This is a genomic window from Kitasatospora sp. NPDC085879 (assembly GCF_040686255.1).
In the GTDB taxonomy this organism is placed as follows: Bacteria; Actinomycetota; Actinomycetes; order Streptomycetales; family Streptomycetaceae; genus Kitasatospora.
The window spans coordinates 1-17,712 of sequence record NZ_JBFBJZ010000099.1; the positions used below are offsets into that span (position 1 = coordinate 1).

Here is a 17,712-nt window from a genome sequence, read left to right on the forward strand (position 1 = left end):
GCTGTTGAGTTCTCAAGGAACGGACACTTCCTTCGGACCGCCTTCCAGCGGACCCTCCGGGCGTTTCGCTCTTTCGTGTTTCCAGCTTATCAGATGTCTTCCGCTCCGTTTTCCGGAGTCCGTTTCATCGGATTTGCTTTTGCCTTTCGGCACTCCCGAACTCTATCAGAGTTCTTTCACCGGATTTACCGTCTCGAACTGAATTCGATCGGTGCCGTCCGGCAGTGGGGCAACTCGGAGAACATTACGCTCCGAGTCGCCCCACGTCAAACCTGGACCGCCGGGTCTCAGACCTCGACCACGACCGGGAGGATCATCGGCCGGCGACGGTAGTTGTCGGCGACCCACTTGCCGATGGTGCGGCGCACCAGCTGCTGCACCTGGCGGATCTCCAGCACGCCGTCGCCCGCGGAGCGGGTCAGCGCCTCCTCCAGCTTCGCGACGACCGGCACGAAGGCACTGTCGTCGATGCCGGAGCCGCGGGCCTGGATGGTCGGGCCGCTGACGATCTTGCCGTTGGTGGAGTCGACCACGACGAAGGCGGAGATGAATCCCTCCTCGCCGAGGATGCGGCGGTCCTTCAGGGAGGCCTCGGTGATGTCGCCGACCGAGGAGCCGTCGACGTACACGTAGCCGGCCTGGACCTTGCCGACGATCCGGGCGACGCCGTTCTCCAGGTCGACGCAGACGCCGTCCTCGGCGATGACGACCCGGTCCTTCGGCACGCCGGTGGCGATGCCGAGGTCGGCGGCGGCCCGCAGGTGGCGCCACTCGCCGTGCACCGGCATGAGGTTGCGCGGCCGGCAGATGTTGAAGAAGTACAGCAGCTCGCCGGCCGAGGCGTGGCCCGAGACGTGCACCTTGGCGTTGCCCTTGTGGACGACCTTGGCGCCCCAGCGGGTGAGGCCGTTGATGACCCGGTACACGGCGTTCTCGTTGCCCGGGATCAGCGAGGAGGCCAGCACCACGGTGTCGCCCTCGACGATGCGGATCTGGTGGTCCCGGTTGGCCATCCGCGAGAGCGCGGCCATCGGCTCGCCCTGCGAGCCGGTGCAGACCAGCACGACCTTGTCGTCCGGCAGGTCGTCCAGGGTCTTCACGTCGACGACGAGGTTGCCGGGGACCTTGAGGTAGCCGAGGTCCCGGGCGATGCCCATGTTGCGGACCATCGAGCGGCCCACGAAGGCCACCTTGCGGCCGTACTCGTGCGCGGCGTCCAGCACCTGCTGGATGCGGTGCACGTGGCTGGCGAAGGAGGCCACGATGATGCGGCGGTCGGCGTTCGCGAAGACGTTGCGCAGCGCGGCGGAGATGTCCCGCTCGTGCGGGATGAAGCCGGGGACCTCGGCGTTGGTGGAGTCCACCAGCAGCAGGTCCATGCCCTCCTCGGCCAGCTTGGCGAAGGCCGGGAGGTCGGTGAGGCGGCCGTCCAGCGGCAGCTGGTCCATCTTGAAGTCGCCGGTGGCGACGACCATGCCGGCCGGGGTGCGGACGGCGACCGCCAGGGCGTCCGGGATGGAGTGGTTGACCGCGATGAACTCGCAGTCGAAGGGGCCGATGCGCTCGCGCTCGCCCTCCTTGACCTCCAGGACGTACGGGCGGATCCGGTGCTCGGCGAGCTTGGCCTCGATCAGGGCGAGGGTGAGCTTCGAGCCGATCAGCGGGATGTCCGGGTTCTCCCGGAGCAGGTACGGGACGGCGCCGATGTGGTCCTCGTGCCCGTGGGTCAGGACGATGCCGTCGATCTTGTCGAGGCGGTCCCGGACGTACGTGAAGTCCGGGAGGATCAGGTCGACGCCGGGCTGCTCGTCCTCGGGGAAGAGGACGCCGCAGTCGACGATCAGGATGCGGTCCCCGTACTCGAAGACCGTCATGTTGCGGCCGATCTCGCCGAGACCGCCGAGCGGAGTGATGCGGAGGGCGCCCTCCTTGAGTGCGGGGGGTGCGCCGAGTTCGGGATGCGGGTGGCTCAAAAGACTCTCCTCACGACGCACGCCACATGCCCGGGATCGTCCGGCGACATATGGCGTGCGTCCATCGTTGGCTTCCTACGTATCAGGTGCCTCCGCGCCTTCGGTCCGGTCCAGCGGCAGGCCCTGGGGGCCCGGCGAGCCGGGGCGCGCACGTCTGTGTCTGCTACGGGTGTACCCCGCCCGCGGCCAGATCCTGCTTCAGTTGCGCAATCTCCTCCGCGGTGGCGGAGACCAGCGGGAGGCGCAGCGGGCCCGCGGGGTGTCCCTGCAGGGTGAGTGCGGCCTTGCTGAGGATGACACCCTGGGTGCGGAAGATGCCGGTGAAGACCGGCAGCAGGGACTGGTGGACGGCGGTGGCCTTGGCGGTGTCACCGGCGATGAAGGCCTCGACCATGGTCTTGAGCTCCGGGGTGACCACGTGGCTGACGACGCTGACCACGCCGACGGCGCCGACCGAGAGCAGCGGCAGGGTCAGGATGTCGTCGCCGGAGTACCAGGCGAGGCCCGAGCGGGCGATGGCCCAGGAGGCGGCGCCGACGTCGCCCTTGGCGTCCTTGTTGGCGACGATCCGGGGGTGCTCGCCGAGCCGGACGAGCGTCTCGTGGCTCAGGGCGACGCCGCTGCGGCCCGGGATGTCGTAGAGCATGACGGGCAGCCCGGTGGCGTCCGCGATGGCGACGATGTGCCGGTACAGGCCCTCCTGCGGGGGCTTGCTGTAGTACGGCGTGACCGAGAGCAGGCCGTGGGCGCCGGCGGCCTCGGCCTGGCGGGCCAGCTCGGTGCTGTGGTGGGTGTCGTTGGTGCCGACGCCGGCGATGATGTGCGCCCGGTCCCCGACGGCCTCCACCACGGCGCGGACGAGCTCGGCCTTCTCGGCGTCGCTGGTGGTCGGCGACTCGCCGGTGGTGCCGTTCAGGACGAGACCGTCGTTGCCGGCGTCCACGAGGTGGGCGGCAAGGCGCTGGGCGCCGTCGAGGTCGAGCCCGCCGTCGGCGGTGAAGGGGGTGACCATCGCGGTCAGGACCCGGCCGAAGGGCGTCTGGGGGGTGGAGGTCGGAGCCATGCGTCCAAAACTACTCGTAGGCCACTGGGGTGCGGTCACGCCGGTCCACGGTTCGGACAGAATCGTGCGAGGTCGGCGGTGGGCCGTCGGGGTCGGAGCATGGGATTCCGGTGCTGCCCGCTCGGGGGTTCGGGCAGCACCGGAATCCGTGCTCCGAGCGTAGGGAGCGGGCGGAACCGCTGCAATCCGGATATCTCGGGCGGGCCGCCCGGATGCCCGTCACCGCAGGTCAGGGGGCGACTCGGCCGTGCGCGTTGAAGGCCGCACGGGTGAGCGGCATCAGCTGCCCCCAGTGCTCCTCCATCTGCTCGGCGACCATCTCGATCTCGCGCTGCGGGAAGGACGGCACGGTGGCCTGCTCGTTCTTGGTGCGCAGCGACAGGAAGTGCATGAGCGAGCGGGCGTTGCAGGTGGCGTACATCGAGGAGAACAGCCCGACCGGGAGGACGGCGCGGGCGACCTCGCGGGCGACACCGGCGGCGAGCATCTCCTGGTAGGCGCGGTAGGAGGAGCGGTAGGACTCCTCCATGGCCTCGGTGGTGACCTTGTGCTGCTCTGCGGTGCCCTCGACGAACTCGTAGCGGCCGGGCTTGCCCTGCTGGACGAGTCGGCGCTCCGGGCCGGGGACGTAGAAGACCGGCTGCAGCTCGCGGTAGCGGCCGGACTCCTCGTTGTACGACCAGCCGCTGCGGTGCCGGTGGAACTCCCGGAAGACGAAGATCGGCGCGCTGATGAAGAAGGTCATCGAGTTGTGCTCGAAGGGCGTGCCGTGGCGGTCCCGCATCAGGAAGTTGATCAGGCCCTTGGACTTCTCCGGGTCCTCGCCGATCGTCTCCAGGGACTGCTCGCCCTTGGTGGACACGCGGGCGGCCCACAGGACGTCGGTGTCGGTGGCGGCGCTGCGGACGAGTTCCACCGTGACATCGCTGCGGAAGGTGGGGGCCAGGTCGTCGCTCACGCGGTGCTCCTCGTTTCGGTGGTGGTGCTGTGCAGCTTGATGGCGTGCTGCATGGCCTTGCGGGCGCGCGGGACGTCCCCGGCGTCGGCGTAGGCCACGGCGAGGCGGAAGAAGGCCCGCCAGTCGTGCGGGGCGGCCTCCGCCTCGGCCTTGCGGCGGGCGAAGACCGCGTCGGCGGAGTCCCGGTCGATCCGGCCGCCGGTGGTGCGGCGCAGCTCGTCGACGGGCAGGCCGCCCTCGGCCTCCAGCTCGCGGGCGAGCCGCTCGCTGGCCCGGCCGAAGCGGATGGTCTGGCGCAGGAACCAGATGCCGATCGGCGGGACGACGAAGGCGCAGATGCCGAGGCCGATGCCGAGCGGCCTGCCGGTGGCGACCAGTTGGATGCCCTCCCCGATGCAGAGGAGGGAGACCACGACCAGGGCGGCGGCGAGCAGGAAGAAGCCGGTGCGGGAGGTCATGCGGGGCTCACAGGTCCAGGAAGTGTTCGAGGCCGAGGGTGAGTCCGGGGGTGTCCACGACCTTGCGGACGCCGAGCAGGATGCCCGGCATGAAGCAGCTGTGGTGCAGCGAGTCGTGCCGGATGGTGAGGGTCTCGCCGGCGTCGCCGAAGAGCACCTCCTGGTGGGCGAGCAGGCCGCGCAGCCGGACGGCGTGCACGGGGATGCCGTCCACGTCGGCGCCGCGGGCGCCGGGCAGCTCGTGGGTGGTGGGGTCCTGCTGCGGGGCGCGGCCGGCGTCCTTGCGGGCGGCGGCGATGAGCTGCGCGGTGCGGGTGGCGGTGCCGCTGGGGGCGTCGGCCTTGCGGTCGTGGTGGAGTTCGACGACCTCGACGGACTCGAAGTACTTGGCGGCCTTCTGGGCGAACTGCATGCCGAGGACGGCGCCGATGGAGAAGTTCGGGGCGATGAGCAGGCCGGTGGCGGGGCTCTCGGCGAGCCAGCCGCCGACGGTGGCCAGGCGCTCGTCGTTCCAGCCGGTGGTGCCGGTGACCACGTGGATGCCGTGGTGGAGGGCGAAGTCGAGGTTGCCCATGACCGCGTCGGGGTGGGTCAGCTCGACGGCGACCTGGACGCCGGCGTCGGTCAGCTCGGTCAGGTCGGAGCCGCGGCCGAGGGCGGCGACGAGCTCCATGTCGGGGGCGGCCTCGACGGCCTTGACCGCCTCGGAGCCGATCCGTCCCTTGGCGCCGATCACGGCGACGCGCAGCGTCATGCGGTTTCCTCCTGGGCGAGCAGGTCGCTGATGGCGGCCGCCCGCTTGGCGTTGATCGGACCGATCAGGGCGAGCGACGGCCGGTGCGCCCCCAGCACATCACGGGCGACCGCCTGGACGTCGTCCAGGGTCACCGCCGCTATCTTCGCCAGCATGTCGTCCACGGAGAGGTGGGTGCCGTAGCAGAGCTCGGCCTTGCCGATGCGGTTCATCAGCGAGCCGGTGTCCTCCATGCCGAGCACGGTGGAGCCGGAGATCTGGCCGACGGCCCGGTGGAGCTCCTCCTCGGTGATGCCGTCGGCGACGACCTTGGCGAGCTCCTGGCGGCAGATGGAGAGCACCTCCTCGACCCGCTTGGGCTGGCAGCCGGCGTAGATGCCGAAGATGCCGCTGTCGGCGTAGGAGGAGCTGTAGGAGTAGACGGAGTACGCGAGGCCGCGCTTCTCCCGGACCTCCTGGAAGAGCCGGGAGCTCATGCCGCCGCCGAGGGCGGCGTTGAGGACGCCGAGGGCCCAGCGGCGGTCGTCGTGGCGGGGCACGCCGGGCACGCCGAGGACGAGGTGGGCCTGCTCGGTGGGCCGGTTGAGCACCTCGGTGCGGCCGGCGGTGCGCAGCGCCTTGACGCCGCGGCGGACCTCGGCGGGGTGGCCGCCGGAGCGGGCGAGGACGGGCGCGAAGGCCTCCTCGACGAGCTTGACGACCTTGCGGTGGTCCAGGTTGCCGGCGGCGGCGACGACCAGCTGCTCGGGCTTGTAGCGGCGCTTGTAGAAGCCGGCGATCTGGTCGCGGGTGAGGCTGGTGACGGTCTCCTGGGTGCCGAGGATGGGCCGGCCGAGCGGGCCGGTGCCGTAGATCACCTTGGCGAAGAGGTCGTGGACGACGTCGCCGGGGTCGTCCTCGGCCATCGCCATCTCCTCGAGGATGACGCCGCGCTCGGCGTCGACGTCCTCGGGGCGGATGAGGGAGCCGGTGAGCATGTCGCAGACCACGTCGATGGCGAGCGGCAGGTCGGTGTCGAGCACCCGCGCGTAGTAGCAGGTGTTCTCCTTGGCGGTGAAGGCGTTCATCTCGCCGCCGACGGCGTCCAGGGCCGCGGAGATCTCGAGGGCGCTGCGCCGGGCGGTGCCCTTGAAGAGCAGGTGCTCCAGGTAGTGGGTGGCGCCGTTGAGGACGGGTGTCTCGTCGCGGGAGCCGACGCCGACCCAGATGCCGAAGGTCGCGGAGCGCACCGTCGGCAGGGTCTCGGTGACGACCCGCAGGCCGCCGGGGAGGACGGTGCGGCGCACGGTGCCGGCGCCGTCGACGCCCTTCAGCAGGGTCTTGGTGGTGCCGGGGCGCTGCTGTGCCGCGGAGGCCTGAGCCACCAGGGTGTACCTCTCGATCGGGGAAGAACAGGGTGCGGCCCGCACGCCTCGAGGGGCGTGCGGGCCGCGGGAGGACTACCTCGTCACTCGGTGCGTCACTCGGAGGCGGCCTCGCCGCCCTCCTCGCCCTCGACCACGGGGACGAGGGAGAGCTTGCCGCGCGGGTCGATCTCGGCGATCTCGACCTGCACCTTGGTGCCGACCGCGAGCACGTCCTCGACGTTCTCCACGCGCTTGCCGCCGGCGAGCTTGCGGATCTGCGAGATGTGCAGCAGACCGTCCTTGCCGGGCATGAGCGAGACGAACGCGCCGAAGGTCGTGGTCTTCACCACGGTGCCCAGGTAGCGCTCGCCGACCTCCGGCATGGTCGGGTTGGCGATCTGGTTGATCGTGGTGCGGGCGGCCTCGGCGGCCGGACCGTCGGAGGCACCGATGTAGATGGTGCCGTCGTCCTCGATCGTGATCTCGGCGCCGGTGTCCTCCTGGATCTGGTTGATCATCTTGCCCTTGGGGCCGATGACCTCACCGATCTTGTCCACCGGGATCTTGATCGTGATGATGCGCGGGGCGTACTGCGACATCTCGTCCGGAGTGTCGATGGCCTCGTTCATCACGTCGAGGATGTGCAGGCGGGCGTCCTTGGCCTGCTTCAGCGCGGCGGCGAGCACCGACGCCGGGATGCCGTTCAGCTTGGTGTCCAGCTGGAGGGCGGTGATGAAGTTGCGGGTACCGGCGACCTTGAAGTCCATGTCGCCGAACGCGTCCTCGGCGCCGAGGATGTCGGTGAGGGTGACGTAGTGGGTCTCACCGTCGATCTCCTGGGAGATCAGGCCCATGGCGATGCCGGCGACGGCGCCCTTCAGCGGCACACCGGCGTTCAGCAGCGACATGGTGGAGGCGCAGACCGAGCCCATCGAGGTGGAGCCGTTGGAGCTGAGCGCCTCGGAGACCTGGCGGATGGCGTACGGGAAGTCCTCGCGGGAGGGCAGCACGGGCAGGATCGCCCGCTCGGCCAGCGCGCCGTGGCCGATCTCGCGGCGCTTGGGCGAGCCCACGCGGCCGGTCTCGCCGACGGAGTACGGCGGGAAGTTGTAGTTGTGCATGTAGCGGCGGCGCGTCTCCGGGGAGAGCGTGTCGAGCTGCTGCTCCATGCGCAGCATGTTCAGCGTGGTGACGCCCAGGATCTGGGTCTCGCCGCGCTCGAACAGGGCCGAGCCGTGGACGCGCGGGATGGCCTCGACCTCGGCGGCCAGGGTGCGGATGTCGGTGACGCCGCGGCCGTCGATGCGGACCTTGTCCTTGATGACGCGCTCGCGGACGATCTTCTTGGTCAGCGCGTTGTACGCGGCGCTGATCTCCTTCTCGCGGCCCTCGAACTCCGGGAGCAGCTTGTCGGCGGCGATCGCCTTGATGCGGTCGATCTCGTTGTTGCGCTCCTGCTTGCCGGCGATGGTGAGCGCCTGGGCGAGCTCGTCCTTGACCGCGGCGGTCAGGGCGGTGAGCACGTCGTCCTGGTAGTCCAGGAAGACCGGGAACTCGCCGGTGGGCTTGGCGGCCTGGGCGGCGAGCTGGGCCTGCGCTGCGCACAGGACCTTGATGAACGGCTTGGCGGCCTCGAGGCCGGCGGCCACGACCTCCTCGGTCGGCGCGTCGGCGCCGCCCTCGACCAGCGTGATGGTCTTCGTGGTGGCCTCGGCCTCGACCATCATGATCGCGACGTCGCCGTCCGGCAGGGCGCGGCCGGCCACGACCATGTCGAAGACGGCGTCCTCGAGCTCGCTGTGGGTCGGGAAGGCGACCCACTGGCCCTTGATCAGCGCGACGCGGACGCCGCCGATCGGGCCGGAGAAGGGCAGGCCCGCCAGCTGGGTGGAGGCGGAGGCGGCGTTGATGGCGACCACGTCGTACAGGTGGTCGGGGTTGAGCGCCATCACGGTGACGACGACCTGGATCTCGTTGCGCAGGCCCTTGACGAAGGACGGGCGCAGCGGGCGGTCGATCAGGCGGCAGGTGAGGATGGCGTCCTCGGAGGGCCGGCCCTCACGACGGAAGAACGAGCCGGGGATCCGGCCCGCGGCGTACATCCGCTCCTCGACGTCCACGGTCAGCGGGAAGAAGTCGAAGTGCTCCTTCGGCTGCTTGGACGCGCTGGTCGCCGACAGCACCATGGTGTCGTCGTCCAGGTAGGCGACGGCGGAGCCGGCGGCCTGGCGGGCCAGGCGGCCCGTCTCGAAGCGGATGGTACGGGTGCCGAAGCTGCCGTTGTCGATGACGGCCTCGGCGTAGAACACGTTCTCTTCCACCTGGAAGATCTCCTCTTTCGTACGTCTCCGGTGGAGCGTCCCCCTGCGTCCGCCTGCCCGGCCCTGCGGGCCGGTCTTCGATCGAAGCCCCCGGGCGTCTGTCGACGACTCCCGGCGGCCACTACCGAGGACCGGCGCCTCTCGGCTTGCCTGGTCGGCGGTCGCGTGTGGACGCTCCCCGGATGCGGGCGGCCTCCGTTTGAGGCCTGCGGCCCGCGTAGGGTCTCGGTCCTGCCCGGTGCCGTCCGCGCGTCGCGCGGCCGGGCACCTTCCGGGCATGCCCTTCACCTTACAAATTCACACCCTACCGAGCACGCCATTACCACGCGTGTGGCAACGGTTCTCTCGTCCGGGGTGGGGTTTCCGCGCGAAACCGCCGCGCGGATGCGCCGAAGGGCGGCTCCCCGGGAAGGGGAGCCGCCCCACGGAGCGGTGTCAGCGAGCGCCGCCCGCGGCGCCACGGCGGATGCCGAGGCGGTCGACGAGGGTACGGAAACGCTCGATGTCCTTCTTGGCCAGGTACTGCAGCAGGCGGCGACGCTGGCCGACCAGGATCAGCAGGCCACGACGCGAGTGGTGGTCGTGCTTGTGGGCCTTGAGGTGCTCGGTCAGGTCCGAGATACGGCGGGAGAGCATGGCCACCTGGACCTCGGGGGAACCGGTGTCGCCCTCCTTCTGGCCGAACTCGGCGATGATCTGCTTCTTGACGTCGGCGGCGAGAGCCACGGCATCTCCTTCGGGGTGGCCGAGTGATCCCGGTAGGCGACACAGGATCGGATGGAACTCGGACTGACCAAGCGTACCAGCGCCCGCCGGCGGCCCCTTGCACGGGGCGCCGGCGGGCGCGGGCGGGTGTGTCCGGGGGTCGCTCCGGCGTCAGCTGGTGGCGCCGCGGACCAGACCGTAGATGTTCAGCACGGCCAGCGCGAGCGGGACGAGCGAGATGAGCATCACGCCGTCCACCATGTCCAGGATGCGGCCCCAGAACGGGGAGACGCCGAGCCGGGGCACGATCAGGGCGATCGCGGTGAGCACCGCGGCGCCGAGGGCGACGGACGCCGACAGCCACACGGTGCGCAGGTCGAGCGAGCTGCCCGTGCCGCCCTGCTGCAGCTGCTCCAGGATGAACAGCGGCGTGTGCAGGGAGAGGCCGAGGACCAGCAGGCCGAGGCCGATCAGGCCGGCGATGGTGAGGCTGAAGACCTGGGCGGTGTAGCGGAAGAGCCGGGCGCGCAGCATGGTCGAGATGCCGACCGCCAGGGCGAGCAGCTCGCCGAAGGTGGAGTTGCTGAAGCCGAGCACCGCGCAGGCGCCGACCACGGTGGCGGCGCAGCCGCCGACCAGGCCGACCAGGACCTCGTGGCCGCGGCGGGCCTGCTGGGCGATCCGCTCGTACTGGACGGTCTCGGAGCGGCTGGTCTCCTCGCCGTAGGCGCTGCCGCGGGTGCGGGTCTGGCCGGGCGGGCTGAAGCCGACGGGGAGGCGGGCGAAGCGGGCGGAGAGGGCCGGCAGGAAGCCGACCGCGGCGACCGCGGCGACGCCGGTGACGGCGGCGATGTGGGTGGCCGGGGTGCCTTCGAGCAGCACGGCGGCGAAGGTCGAGAGGGTGCCGGCGGCGGCCAGGAAGGAGGAGGCGACGAAGACCGAGTCCTTCTCCGGCAGCAGGCCGACCAGCAGCACCGAGACGACGAGGACGGCGACGCAGCCGACCAGGAACTGCAGCCGGCCGGGGCCGTCGCCGACGGTCGCGACCGGGACGGCGCCGGAGCCGGCGATCAGGGCGTGCGGCAGGGCGCCGAGGCCGAGCGCGAGGCCGGCCGCGTGGTCGTCGTAGACCCGGGCCCGGACACCGGCGAAGGTGACCAGCACGACCGCGGTGACGCCGGACAGGATGCCGGGCAGGCTGTGCATGTCGTGGCGCAGGTCGGAGAACCAGAGCGCGAAGCCCAGCAGCACCAGCATCACGGTGGCGCCGATCAGGCCGAAGGCCCGCATGAGGTCGGGGCTCCAGAACCGGCGGTCCGCCTCGACGGCGCTGGCGACCGCGTCGGCGACGTCGTCGTAGACGGCCGGCGGCAGCGACTCGGAGAACGGCCGCAGGCTCAGCAGGTCACCGTCGCGGACCTGCTGGGCGGCCAGCGGCAGGCCGCTGTCGAGGACGGTGCCGTCCCGGCGGACCAGGTGGAAGCCGGTGGGCGTGCCGTCGACCTGGGTCTGCCCGGTGAGGCGCAGCACCTCGGGGTAGATGTCGGCGAGCGGGACGTCCTCGGGCAGGGCGACGTCGATCCGGCTGTCCGGCGCGACGACGGTGACCCGGCAGAAGCCGGTCGTTGCACTGGCGCTCATGCGGCCACCTCCGCGAGCCCGGAGGCCGCTTCATGTTCCGCGCACCTCTTGACTGTCCGCTCGCTCACCGGCGCTCCCCCTTGTCGGATTTGCCTGCTCGTCAGCTCTTGCTTCTGATACGCCCTCGTCCGGGCCGGTCCGGAACTGGCACGGACGTGGACGGAGTTGGCGCGGCGTTACCCTACCGCTCGCCGAGGGGCGACTGTGGGCCGGTCCCCCGCCGGAAATCGCCGCCCGCCGCGGGGGGCGGCGAAATGCCGTGCGGCGGTGTGCTGTTGGTGGAGGAATTTCGACGCTTCGTACCGGAAATCTCCTCGGCTGACCCCGTGGTCGAACCGTCCCGGCCGCCCAGTAGGATCGGCCCCTGCGCAAGGCGTACGGGGGCCCGGCTGGTGCAGCACCCTCGATCGCGCCTGCGGTCGGCGGAGCGGGGGCGGCGTCAGCGCACGGGGCGCCCTCACCCGTACGTAATCGGTGTGCGTAAGGGTTGGTGCCAGTGAGCGAGCGAAGCGAACGGACCGTCAAGAGGTCCGGGTTCCGCGCAGCGGCCGCCGGGCGGAGCGGGGCGGTCGCATGAGTGTGGTGACGGTCAAGCGGCCGCCGCGGGCGTACCCGCCGCCGGTGCCGGACGAACCGGTCGAGCTGGTCGCGCCCCCGGAGCTGCCGCGCTCCGGCGGCGAGGACTGGATGATGTCCCTGCTGCCCCTGCTCGGCATGGGCGGTTCGGCGGCGTTCTTCTTCTCCCCCGGCGCCCAGGGCCCCATGAAGATCATGGGTGTCCTGATGGTGGCGTCGACGGCGGGCATGGCGGTCGCACAGATCGTCAAGGCGCGCCGCGGCGGCAGCGCCGGTACCGCGGACGAGCGCCGCGACTATCTCAAGTACCTGCAGCAGATGCGCCGTCAGGTCCGCCGTACGGCCGAGCGGCAGCGCGGCGCGCTGCTGTTCACCCACCCGGAGCCGGACCAGCTGTGGTCGATCGTGGCCGAGGGGCGCCGGCTGTGGGAACGCAGGCCCACCGACCCGGACTTCGCGCAGGTCCGGCTGGGCACCGGGCCGCAGCAGCTGTCGACGCCGATCGTGGCGCCGCAGACCGCTCCGCTGGACGAGCTGGAGCCCCTCGCCGCCGAGGCGATGGGCACCTTCATCAAGTCGCACGGCACGCTGCAGGAGCTGCCGCTGGCCGTCTCGCTGCGCGCCTTCTACCACATCACCGTCTGCGGCGACCCGGACACCGTGTACGGCACCGTCCGGGCGATGGTCGCCCAATTGACCACCCTGCACTCGCCGGACGACCTGATGGTCGGTGTGGCGGCGGCGCCGGGTGCGATCGACGAGTGGGAGTGGGCGAAGTGGCTGCCGCACACCCAGCACCGCAAGGAGAACGACGGCGCCGGTTCGCGCCGTCTGATCGCGGCCGGGCTCGGCGAGCTGGAGGAGCTGCTCGCCAAGGAGCTGGACGGCCGCAAGGGCTTCTCCCGCGACAGCGTGCCGAGCGCCGACAAGCCGCACCTGATCGTGGTCATGGACGGCGCCTCGGTGCCGCAGGACTCGCTCCTGGCCGGCCCGGACGGCGTGGAGGGCGTCACCGTCATCGAGGTCGTCCCGGGTGACCTGGACGAGCCCAGCGGCCACCTGGTCGTCACGGTCGGCAAGAACGAGCTGCTGCTGGAGTCCGCCTCCGGTGCCTCGTACTCGGGCCGGCCGGACACCCTGTCGGCGTGGCAGTCGGAGGCGCTGGCCCGCCAGCTCGCGCCGTTCCGGGTCTCCGCGGGCGGCGACGACGGCGACCCGTCGCTGGTGTCCATGGACTTCACCGAGATGATGAACACCGGCGACCCGGGCTCCTTCGACCCGGCCCGGCACTGGCGGCCGCGCCCGATGGCGGAGAAGCTCAAGGTGCCGCTGGGTGTCGGTCAGAACGGCGAGTACGTCTGGCTGGACATCAAGGAGGCCTCGCTCCAGGGCATGGGCCCGCACGGCATGTGCGTCGGTGCGACCGGTTCCGGCAAGTCCGAGGTGCTGCGCACCATCGTGCTGGCGCTCGCGGTGACCCACTCCTCCGAGGTGCTGAACCTGGTCCTCGCGGACTTCAAGGGTGGTGCCACCTTCGCCGGTATGGCGGAGATGCCGCACACCGCGGCCGTGATCACCAACCTCGAGGGCGAAGCGACCCTGATCGACCGCATGCGCGACGCGATCGAGGGCGAGATGAACCGCCGTCAGGAGCTGCTGCGCGCGGCGGGCAACTACGCCAACATCAACGAGTACGAGCGGGCCCGTGCGGCGGGTGCGGCGCTGGACCCGCTGCCCTCGCTGCTGATGATCATCGACGAGTTCTCCGAGCTGCTCACCGCGAAGCCGGACTTCATCGACCTGTTCATCCAGATCGGCCGCATCGGCCGTTCGCTCGGTATGCACATGCTGCTGGCCTCGCAGCGTCTGGAGGAGGGCAAGCTCCGCGGTCTGGACACCTTCCTCTCCTACCGGCTGGGTCTGCGGACCTTCTCGGCCGCGGAGTCGCGGGCCGCGATCGGCGTGCCGGACGCCTACCACCTGCCGCCGATCCCCGGTGTCGGCTACCTGAAGTTCGGCTCCGACGTGATGGAGCGCTTCCGGGCCGCGTACGTCTCCGGTCCGTACCGGCCCCCGGGCCAGCAGCGGACCAGCGGCGGCCAGGTGATCACCGCGCAGCCGGTGCTGTTCACGGCCGCCGAGGTGGCGGTCGTGGAGCCGGTGGTCGAGGAGGTGTTCGAGGAGGTCGAGGAGATCGACGACTCGCTGCTCGACACCATGCTCGACACCTTCGTGCACCGCATGATCGGCCAGGGTCCGCCGGCCCACCAGGTCTGGCTGCCGCCGCTGGAGGAGGCGCCGAGCGTCGACGGCCTGGTGCCGCCGCTGCAGGCCACCGCGGAGCGCGGCCTGACCTCGCCGGAGTACGGCGCGCTCGGCCGCCTGGTGGTGCCGGTCGGCATCGTCGACAAGCCGCGCGACCAGCGCCGCGACGTGCTGTACCAGGACTACTCGGGCGCGGCCGGCCACGGCCTGATCGTCGGTGGCCCGCAGTCCGGCAAGTCCAACATGGTGCGCACCCTGGTGGCGGGCTTCGCGGTCACCCACACCCCGGTCGAGGTGCAGTTCTACCTGCTGGACTTCGGTGGTGGCGCGTTCGGCGCGCTGTCCGGCCTGCCGCACGTCGGCGGGGTGGCCGGCCGCCTGGACGTCGAGAAGGTGCGCCGCCTGGTCAGCGAGGTGCACGGGGTGCTGAACCGGCGCGAGGAGCTGTTCCGCTCGGCCGGCATCGACACCGTCACCACCTACCGCTCCCGCCGCGCGGCGGGCCAGCTGCCGGACGAGCAGTTCGGCGACGTCTTCCTGATCATCGACGGCTGGCTGACCTTCAAGCAGGAGTACGAGGTCCTCGAACCGGTCATCAACGACATCGCGCAGCGCGGTCTGACCTACGGCGTGCACGTGATCGTCACCGCGGCCCGGTACGCGGAGGTGCGGCCGGCGCTCAAGGACCTGCTGCAGAACCGCACCGAGCTGCGGCTCGGCGACTCGATGGAGTCGGAGATCGACCGCAAGGTCGCGGTCAACGTGCCGGCGGGCTCGCCCGGCCGCGGTCTGACCTCGTCCAAGCTGCACTTCCTGTCCGGTCTGCCGCGCCTGGACGGCTCCTCCTCGACCGCCGACCTGTCGGACGGGGTGGCCGACCTGGTCGCGCAGATCGACGCGGCCTGGACTGGCCCGCGGGCCCCGCAGGTCCGCATGCTGCCGGCCGTCCTGGACGGCCACGCGCTGCCCAAGGGCTTCGAGCACCCCGAGCTGGGTGTGGCCTTCGGTGTGGACGAGGTCGAGCTCGCGCCGGTCTTCGTCAACTTCGAGACCGACCCGCTGTTCATCGTCTTCGGTGAGAGCGAGTCCGGTAAGTCGGCGCTGCTGCGGATGCTGATCAAGCAGATCACCGAGCGGTACACCCCGGACCAGGCGGGCATCGTGGTCGGCGACTTCCGCCGCTCGCTGCTCGGCGTGGTGCCGCAGGAGTACCTGGTGGAGTACGCGGCGGCGGCGCCGGCGATGTCGGCGGCCGTGGAGATGCTCCGCGGCGCCTGCTCGCGCCGTCTGCCGGGCCCGGACGTCACGCCGGATCAGCTGCGCAACCGCAGCTGGTACAGCGGCAAGGACATGTTCGTGATCGTGGACGACTACGAGCTGGTCGCGACGTCCTCGGGCAACCCGGTGGCGCCGCTGGCGGAGTTCCTGCCGTTCGCCCGCGACATCGGCCTGCGTGTGATCATCGCCCGCAGCGCCGGTGGTGCCGGCCGCTCGCTGTTCGAGCCGGTCATGCAGCGCATGCGCGAGCTGGGCGGCCAGGGCGTGCTGCTCTCGGGCGACAAGAACGAGGGCGCGCTGCTCGGCACGGTCAAGCCGCAGCCGCTGCCGCCGGGCCGCGGTGTGTTCGTCTCGCGGCGGATCGCCGCGGGCCAGACGCTCCAGACGGGCTGGCTGCCGGCCCCGTAGCAGTGACCTTGCGTGACCGGAAGGGCCGGACTCCTCGGAGTCCGGCCCTTCCGGCATCCCAGGGCTCGGACGGTGCCAGAACGTTATCTACTTTTTTTGCCGGGTCGGGCTGCGGTTCCCGTACCGGTCGGCCGACGGCTCGGACGCCGACCGGGCCGCCTGCACCCCAGAGAGTGAACAGGCTCACAACCTTCGATTCGCAGGCATTAACCGAACATTAGCCTTTGATTCAATCTTCATCCATGTGAGTTGACAAGGCGGACAAAGGAGAAAATTGCCGCGCGGGATCAACAGATCGCATGTTTATGCGGCTCATGGCAACGGATTCCGAAGCAGATCGCGCGTTGACGCAGGCAAAGCGTCGCGGTTCCATGGCCATCCGGGAGCGACCGAACCAGAACGCCAGTCAACGCCCCATCGGAGGCGATACCGCTCCCCCGCCAAGCCCCGCACAGTCGATCGGATGCCCCATGACCGACACGCTTCGCCCGCCACTCGCCGTAGCCGAGACCGCCACGGCGGCGGACACCCCCAAGAAGCTCACCCGTTCGATCGGTGTCGTGGGCGGAACGCTGCTCACGCTCTCCTGCGTGACGCCGGCGTCCTCGCTGTTCGTCATCGTGCCGGAGCTCTTCTCCTCGCTCGGCACCTTCACCGCCATGTCGATCGCCATCGGCGCGCTGATCTGCATCGCGGTGGCGTTCTGTTACTCCGAGCTCGGCACCCTCGTCCCGAGCGCCGGCGGCGAGTACGCGATGGTCGGCACCCTGGCCGGACGCTTCGCGGGCTGGCTGGTGTTCATCCAGTCGCTGATCGTCGTGATGATCGTTCCCTCGCTCATCGCCATCGGCACCGCCGACTACCTGGCCCCCATCGTCCACGTGGACGCCCGCTGGGCCGGCGCGGCCGTGATGATCGCCGCCACCGTGGCGGGCCTGCTCGACCTGCGCGCCAACGCGTGGATCACCGGCATCTTCCTCGTCCTGGAGGTCATCGCCGCCGGAGTGGTCGCCTTCCTGGGCTTCGGCCACGCCGAGCGCGGCGCCGGCAGCCTCTTCCACGGCTCGGTCGTCGCGGACGGCGCCACCAGTGCCGTCGGCCTCGGCGCGATCGTCGCCGCGATGGGCACCGCGCTCTTCGTCACCCAGGGCTTCTCCACCGCCATCTACCTCTCCGAGGAGCTGGAGAACCCCCGCCGCAACGTCGCCCGCACCGTGCTGTGGACGCTGGCCCTGTCGGTCGTCGTCATCATCCTCCCGGTCGTCGCGATCACCCTGGGCGCCCCGGACCTCGCCGCGCTGAGCGCCGGCAACATCTCCGACCTGGTCACCGGCTGGAGCAACTCCGCGGTCGGCACCTTCATCAGCCTCTGCGTCGCCCTGGCGATCATCAACGCCGGCATCGTCATGGTCATCCAGAACTCCCGGGTGCTGTTCGCCTCCGGCCGCGACAAGGCCTGGCCGGAGCCGGTCAACCGCGCCTTCGGCACCCTCAACCGGTTCAGCGCCCCCTGGGTCTCCACCCTGGCCGTCGGCGTCCCCGGCGCGGTGCTCTGCTTCGTCCCGCAGGACCAGCTGACCAACATCACCGGTGTCGCCGTCACCGCGCTCTACCTGCTGGTGGCCGTGGCCGCGCTGTTCTCCCGCCGGGGCCACCACAAGCACGCCCCGGCCTGGCGCCAGCCGCTGTGGCCCGTCCTGCCGGTCCTGCTGACCGTGGGCCTGGTCTACCTGCTGACCCAGCTCGACGTCACCGCCCTGGCGTGGACCGGCGGCCTCACCGCGGCCGCCAGCCTCTACTGGCTGTTCTACCTGCGGCCCCGGCAGGCCGACCGCTGGGTGATCACCCTGCCCGAGGACGAGCAGCTCTGATTCTCCGCGCACCGGACGCGGGGGGGGGCCCGGCCCCCGCCGGCGGGGGGGCGGGCGGGGCCCGGCCGCGGGCGGGCCACGCCCCCGCCCGCCCG

General features: G+C 71.0%; 11 protein-coding genes. 2 read left to right on the forward strand and 9 right to left on the reverse strand.

Going from position 1 to position 17,712, the window contains the following annotated elements:
* Positions 1 to 287: 287 nt before the first annotated feature.
* The 9 genes from AB0P35_RS38185 to eccD all read right to left on the reverse strand — a co-directional run bounded on the left by AB0P35_RS38185 (position 288) and on the right by eccD (position 11,219).
* Positions 288 to 1,973, reverse strand: coding sequence for a ribonuclease J (locus tag AB0P35_RS38185; RefSeq protein ID WP_095874830.1), 1,686 nt, complete (start codon positions 1,971 to 1,973; stop codon positions 288 to 290).
* A gap of 163 nt (positions 1,974 to 2,136) precedes the next feature.
* Positions 2,137 to 3,036: a 4-hydroxy-tetrahydrodipicolinate synthase gene (gene dapA, locus AB0P35_RS38190; protein ID WP_363520391.1), complete on the reverse strand. Its 900-nt coding sequence runs from the start codon at positions 3,034 to 3,036 to the stop codon at positions 2,137 to 2,139.
* Positions 3,037 to 3,265: 229 nt separating this feature from the next.
* On the reverse strand, positions 3,266 to 3,994 hold the full coding sequence (thyX, locus tag AB0P35_RS38195; RefSeq protein ID WP_363520394.1) for an FAD-dependent thymidylate synthase: 729 nt from the start codon (positions 3,992 to 3,994) through the stop codon (positions 3,266 to 3,268).
* Entirely contained in the window at positions 3,991 to 4,452 is a 462-nt protein-coding gene (locus AB0P35_RS38200; RefSeq protein WP_363520397.1) for a tetratricopeptide repeat protein, read from the reverse strand. Before AB0P35_RS38200 ends, thyX begins: the two co-directional genes overlap by 4 nt.
* A gap of 7 nt (positions 4,453 to 4,459) precedes the next feature.
* Complete coding sequence (dapB, locus tag AB0P35_RS38205) at positions 4,460 to 5,206, reverse strand: 4-hydroxy-tetrahydrodipicolinate reductase (protein ID WP_095874826.1); 747 nt, start codon at positions 5,204 to 5,206, stop codon at positions 4,460 to 4,462.
* Positions 5,203 to 6,570 carry a pitrilysin family protein gene (locus tag AB0P35_RS38210; protein WP_257019197.1) on the reverse strand — a complete coding sequence of 456 codons (1,368 nt, stop codon included), beginning with the start codon at positions 6,568 to 6,570 and terminating at the stop codon, positions 5,203 to 5,205. The genes dapB and AB0P35_RS38210 overlap by 4 nt, the downstream gene beginning before the upstream one ends.
* Positions 6,571 to 6,665: 95 nt before the next feature.
* Entirely contained in the window at positions 6,666 to 8,873 is a 2,208-nt protein-coding gene (locus AB0P35_RS38215; RefSeq protein WP_095874824.1) for a polyribonucleotide nucleotidyltransferase, read from the reverse strand.
* A 435-nt stretch (positions 8,874 to 9,308) separates the two neighbouring features.
* Positions 9,309 to 9,599: a 30S ribosomal protein S15 gene (gene rpsO, locus AB0P35_RS38220; RefSeq protein ID WP_030274764.1), complete on the reverse strand. Its 291-nt coding sequence runs from the start codon at positions 9,597 to 9,599 to the stop codon at positions 9,309 to 9,311.
* 150 nt (positions 9,600 to 9,749) lie between these two features.
* Complete coding sequence (gene eccD / locus AB0P35_RS38225; RefSeq protein WP_095874823.1) at positions 9,750 to 11,219, reverse strand: type VII secretion integral membrane protein EccD; 1,470 nt, start codon at positions 11,217 to 11,219, stop codon at positions 9,750 to 9,752.
* A 573-nt stretch (positions 11,220 to 11,792) separates the two neighbouring features.
* On the opposite strand from eccD, the gene eccCa reads away from it, so the two are divergent.
* Positions 11,793 to 15,746 (forward strand): type VII secretion protein EccCa, encoded by a 3,954-nt coding sequence (gene eccCa, locus AB0P35_RS38230; RefSeq protein WP_363520403.1) that lies wholly within the window; start codon positions 11,793 to 11,795, stop codon positions 15,744 to 15,746.
* 470 nt (positions 15,747 to 16,216) lie between these two features.
* A complete protein-coding gene (locus AB0P35_RS38235; RefSeq protein WP_363520406.1) occupies positions 16,217 to 17,617 on the forward strand; it encodes an APC family permease in 1,401 nt (466 codons plus the stop codon).
* Positions 17,618 to 17,712: the final 95 nt, after the last annotated feature.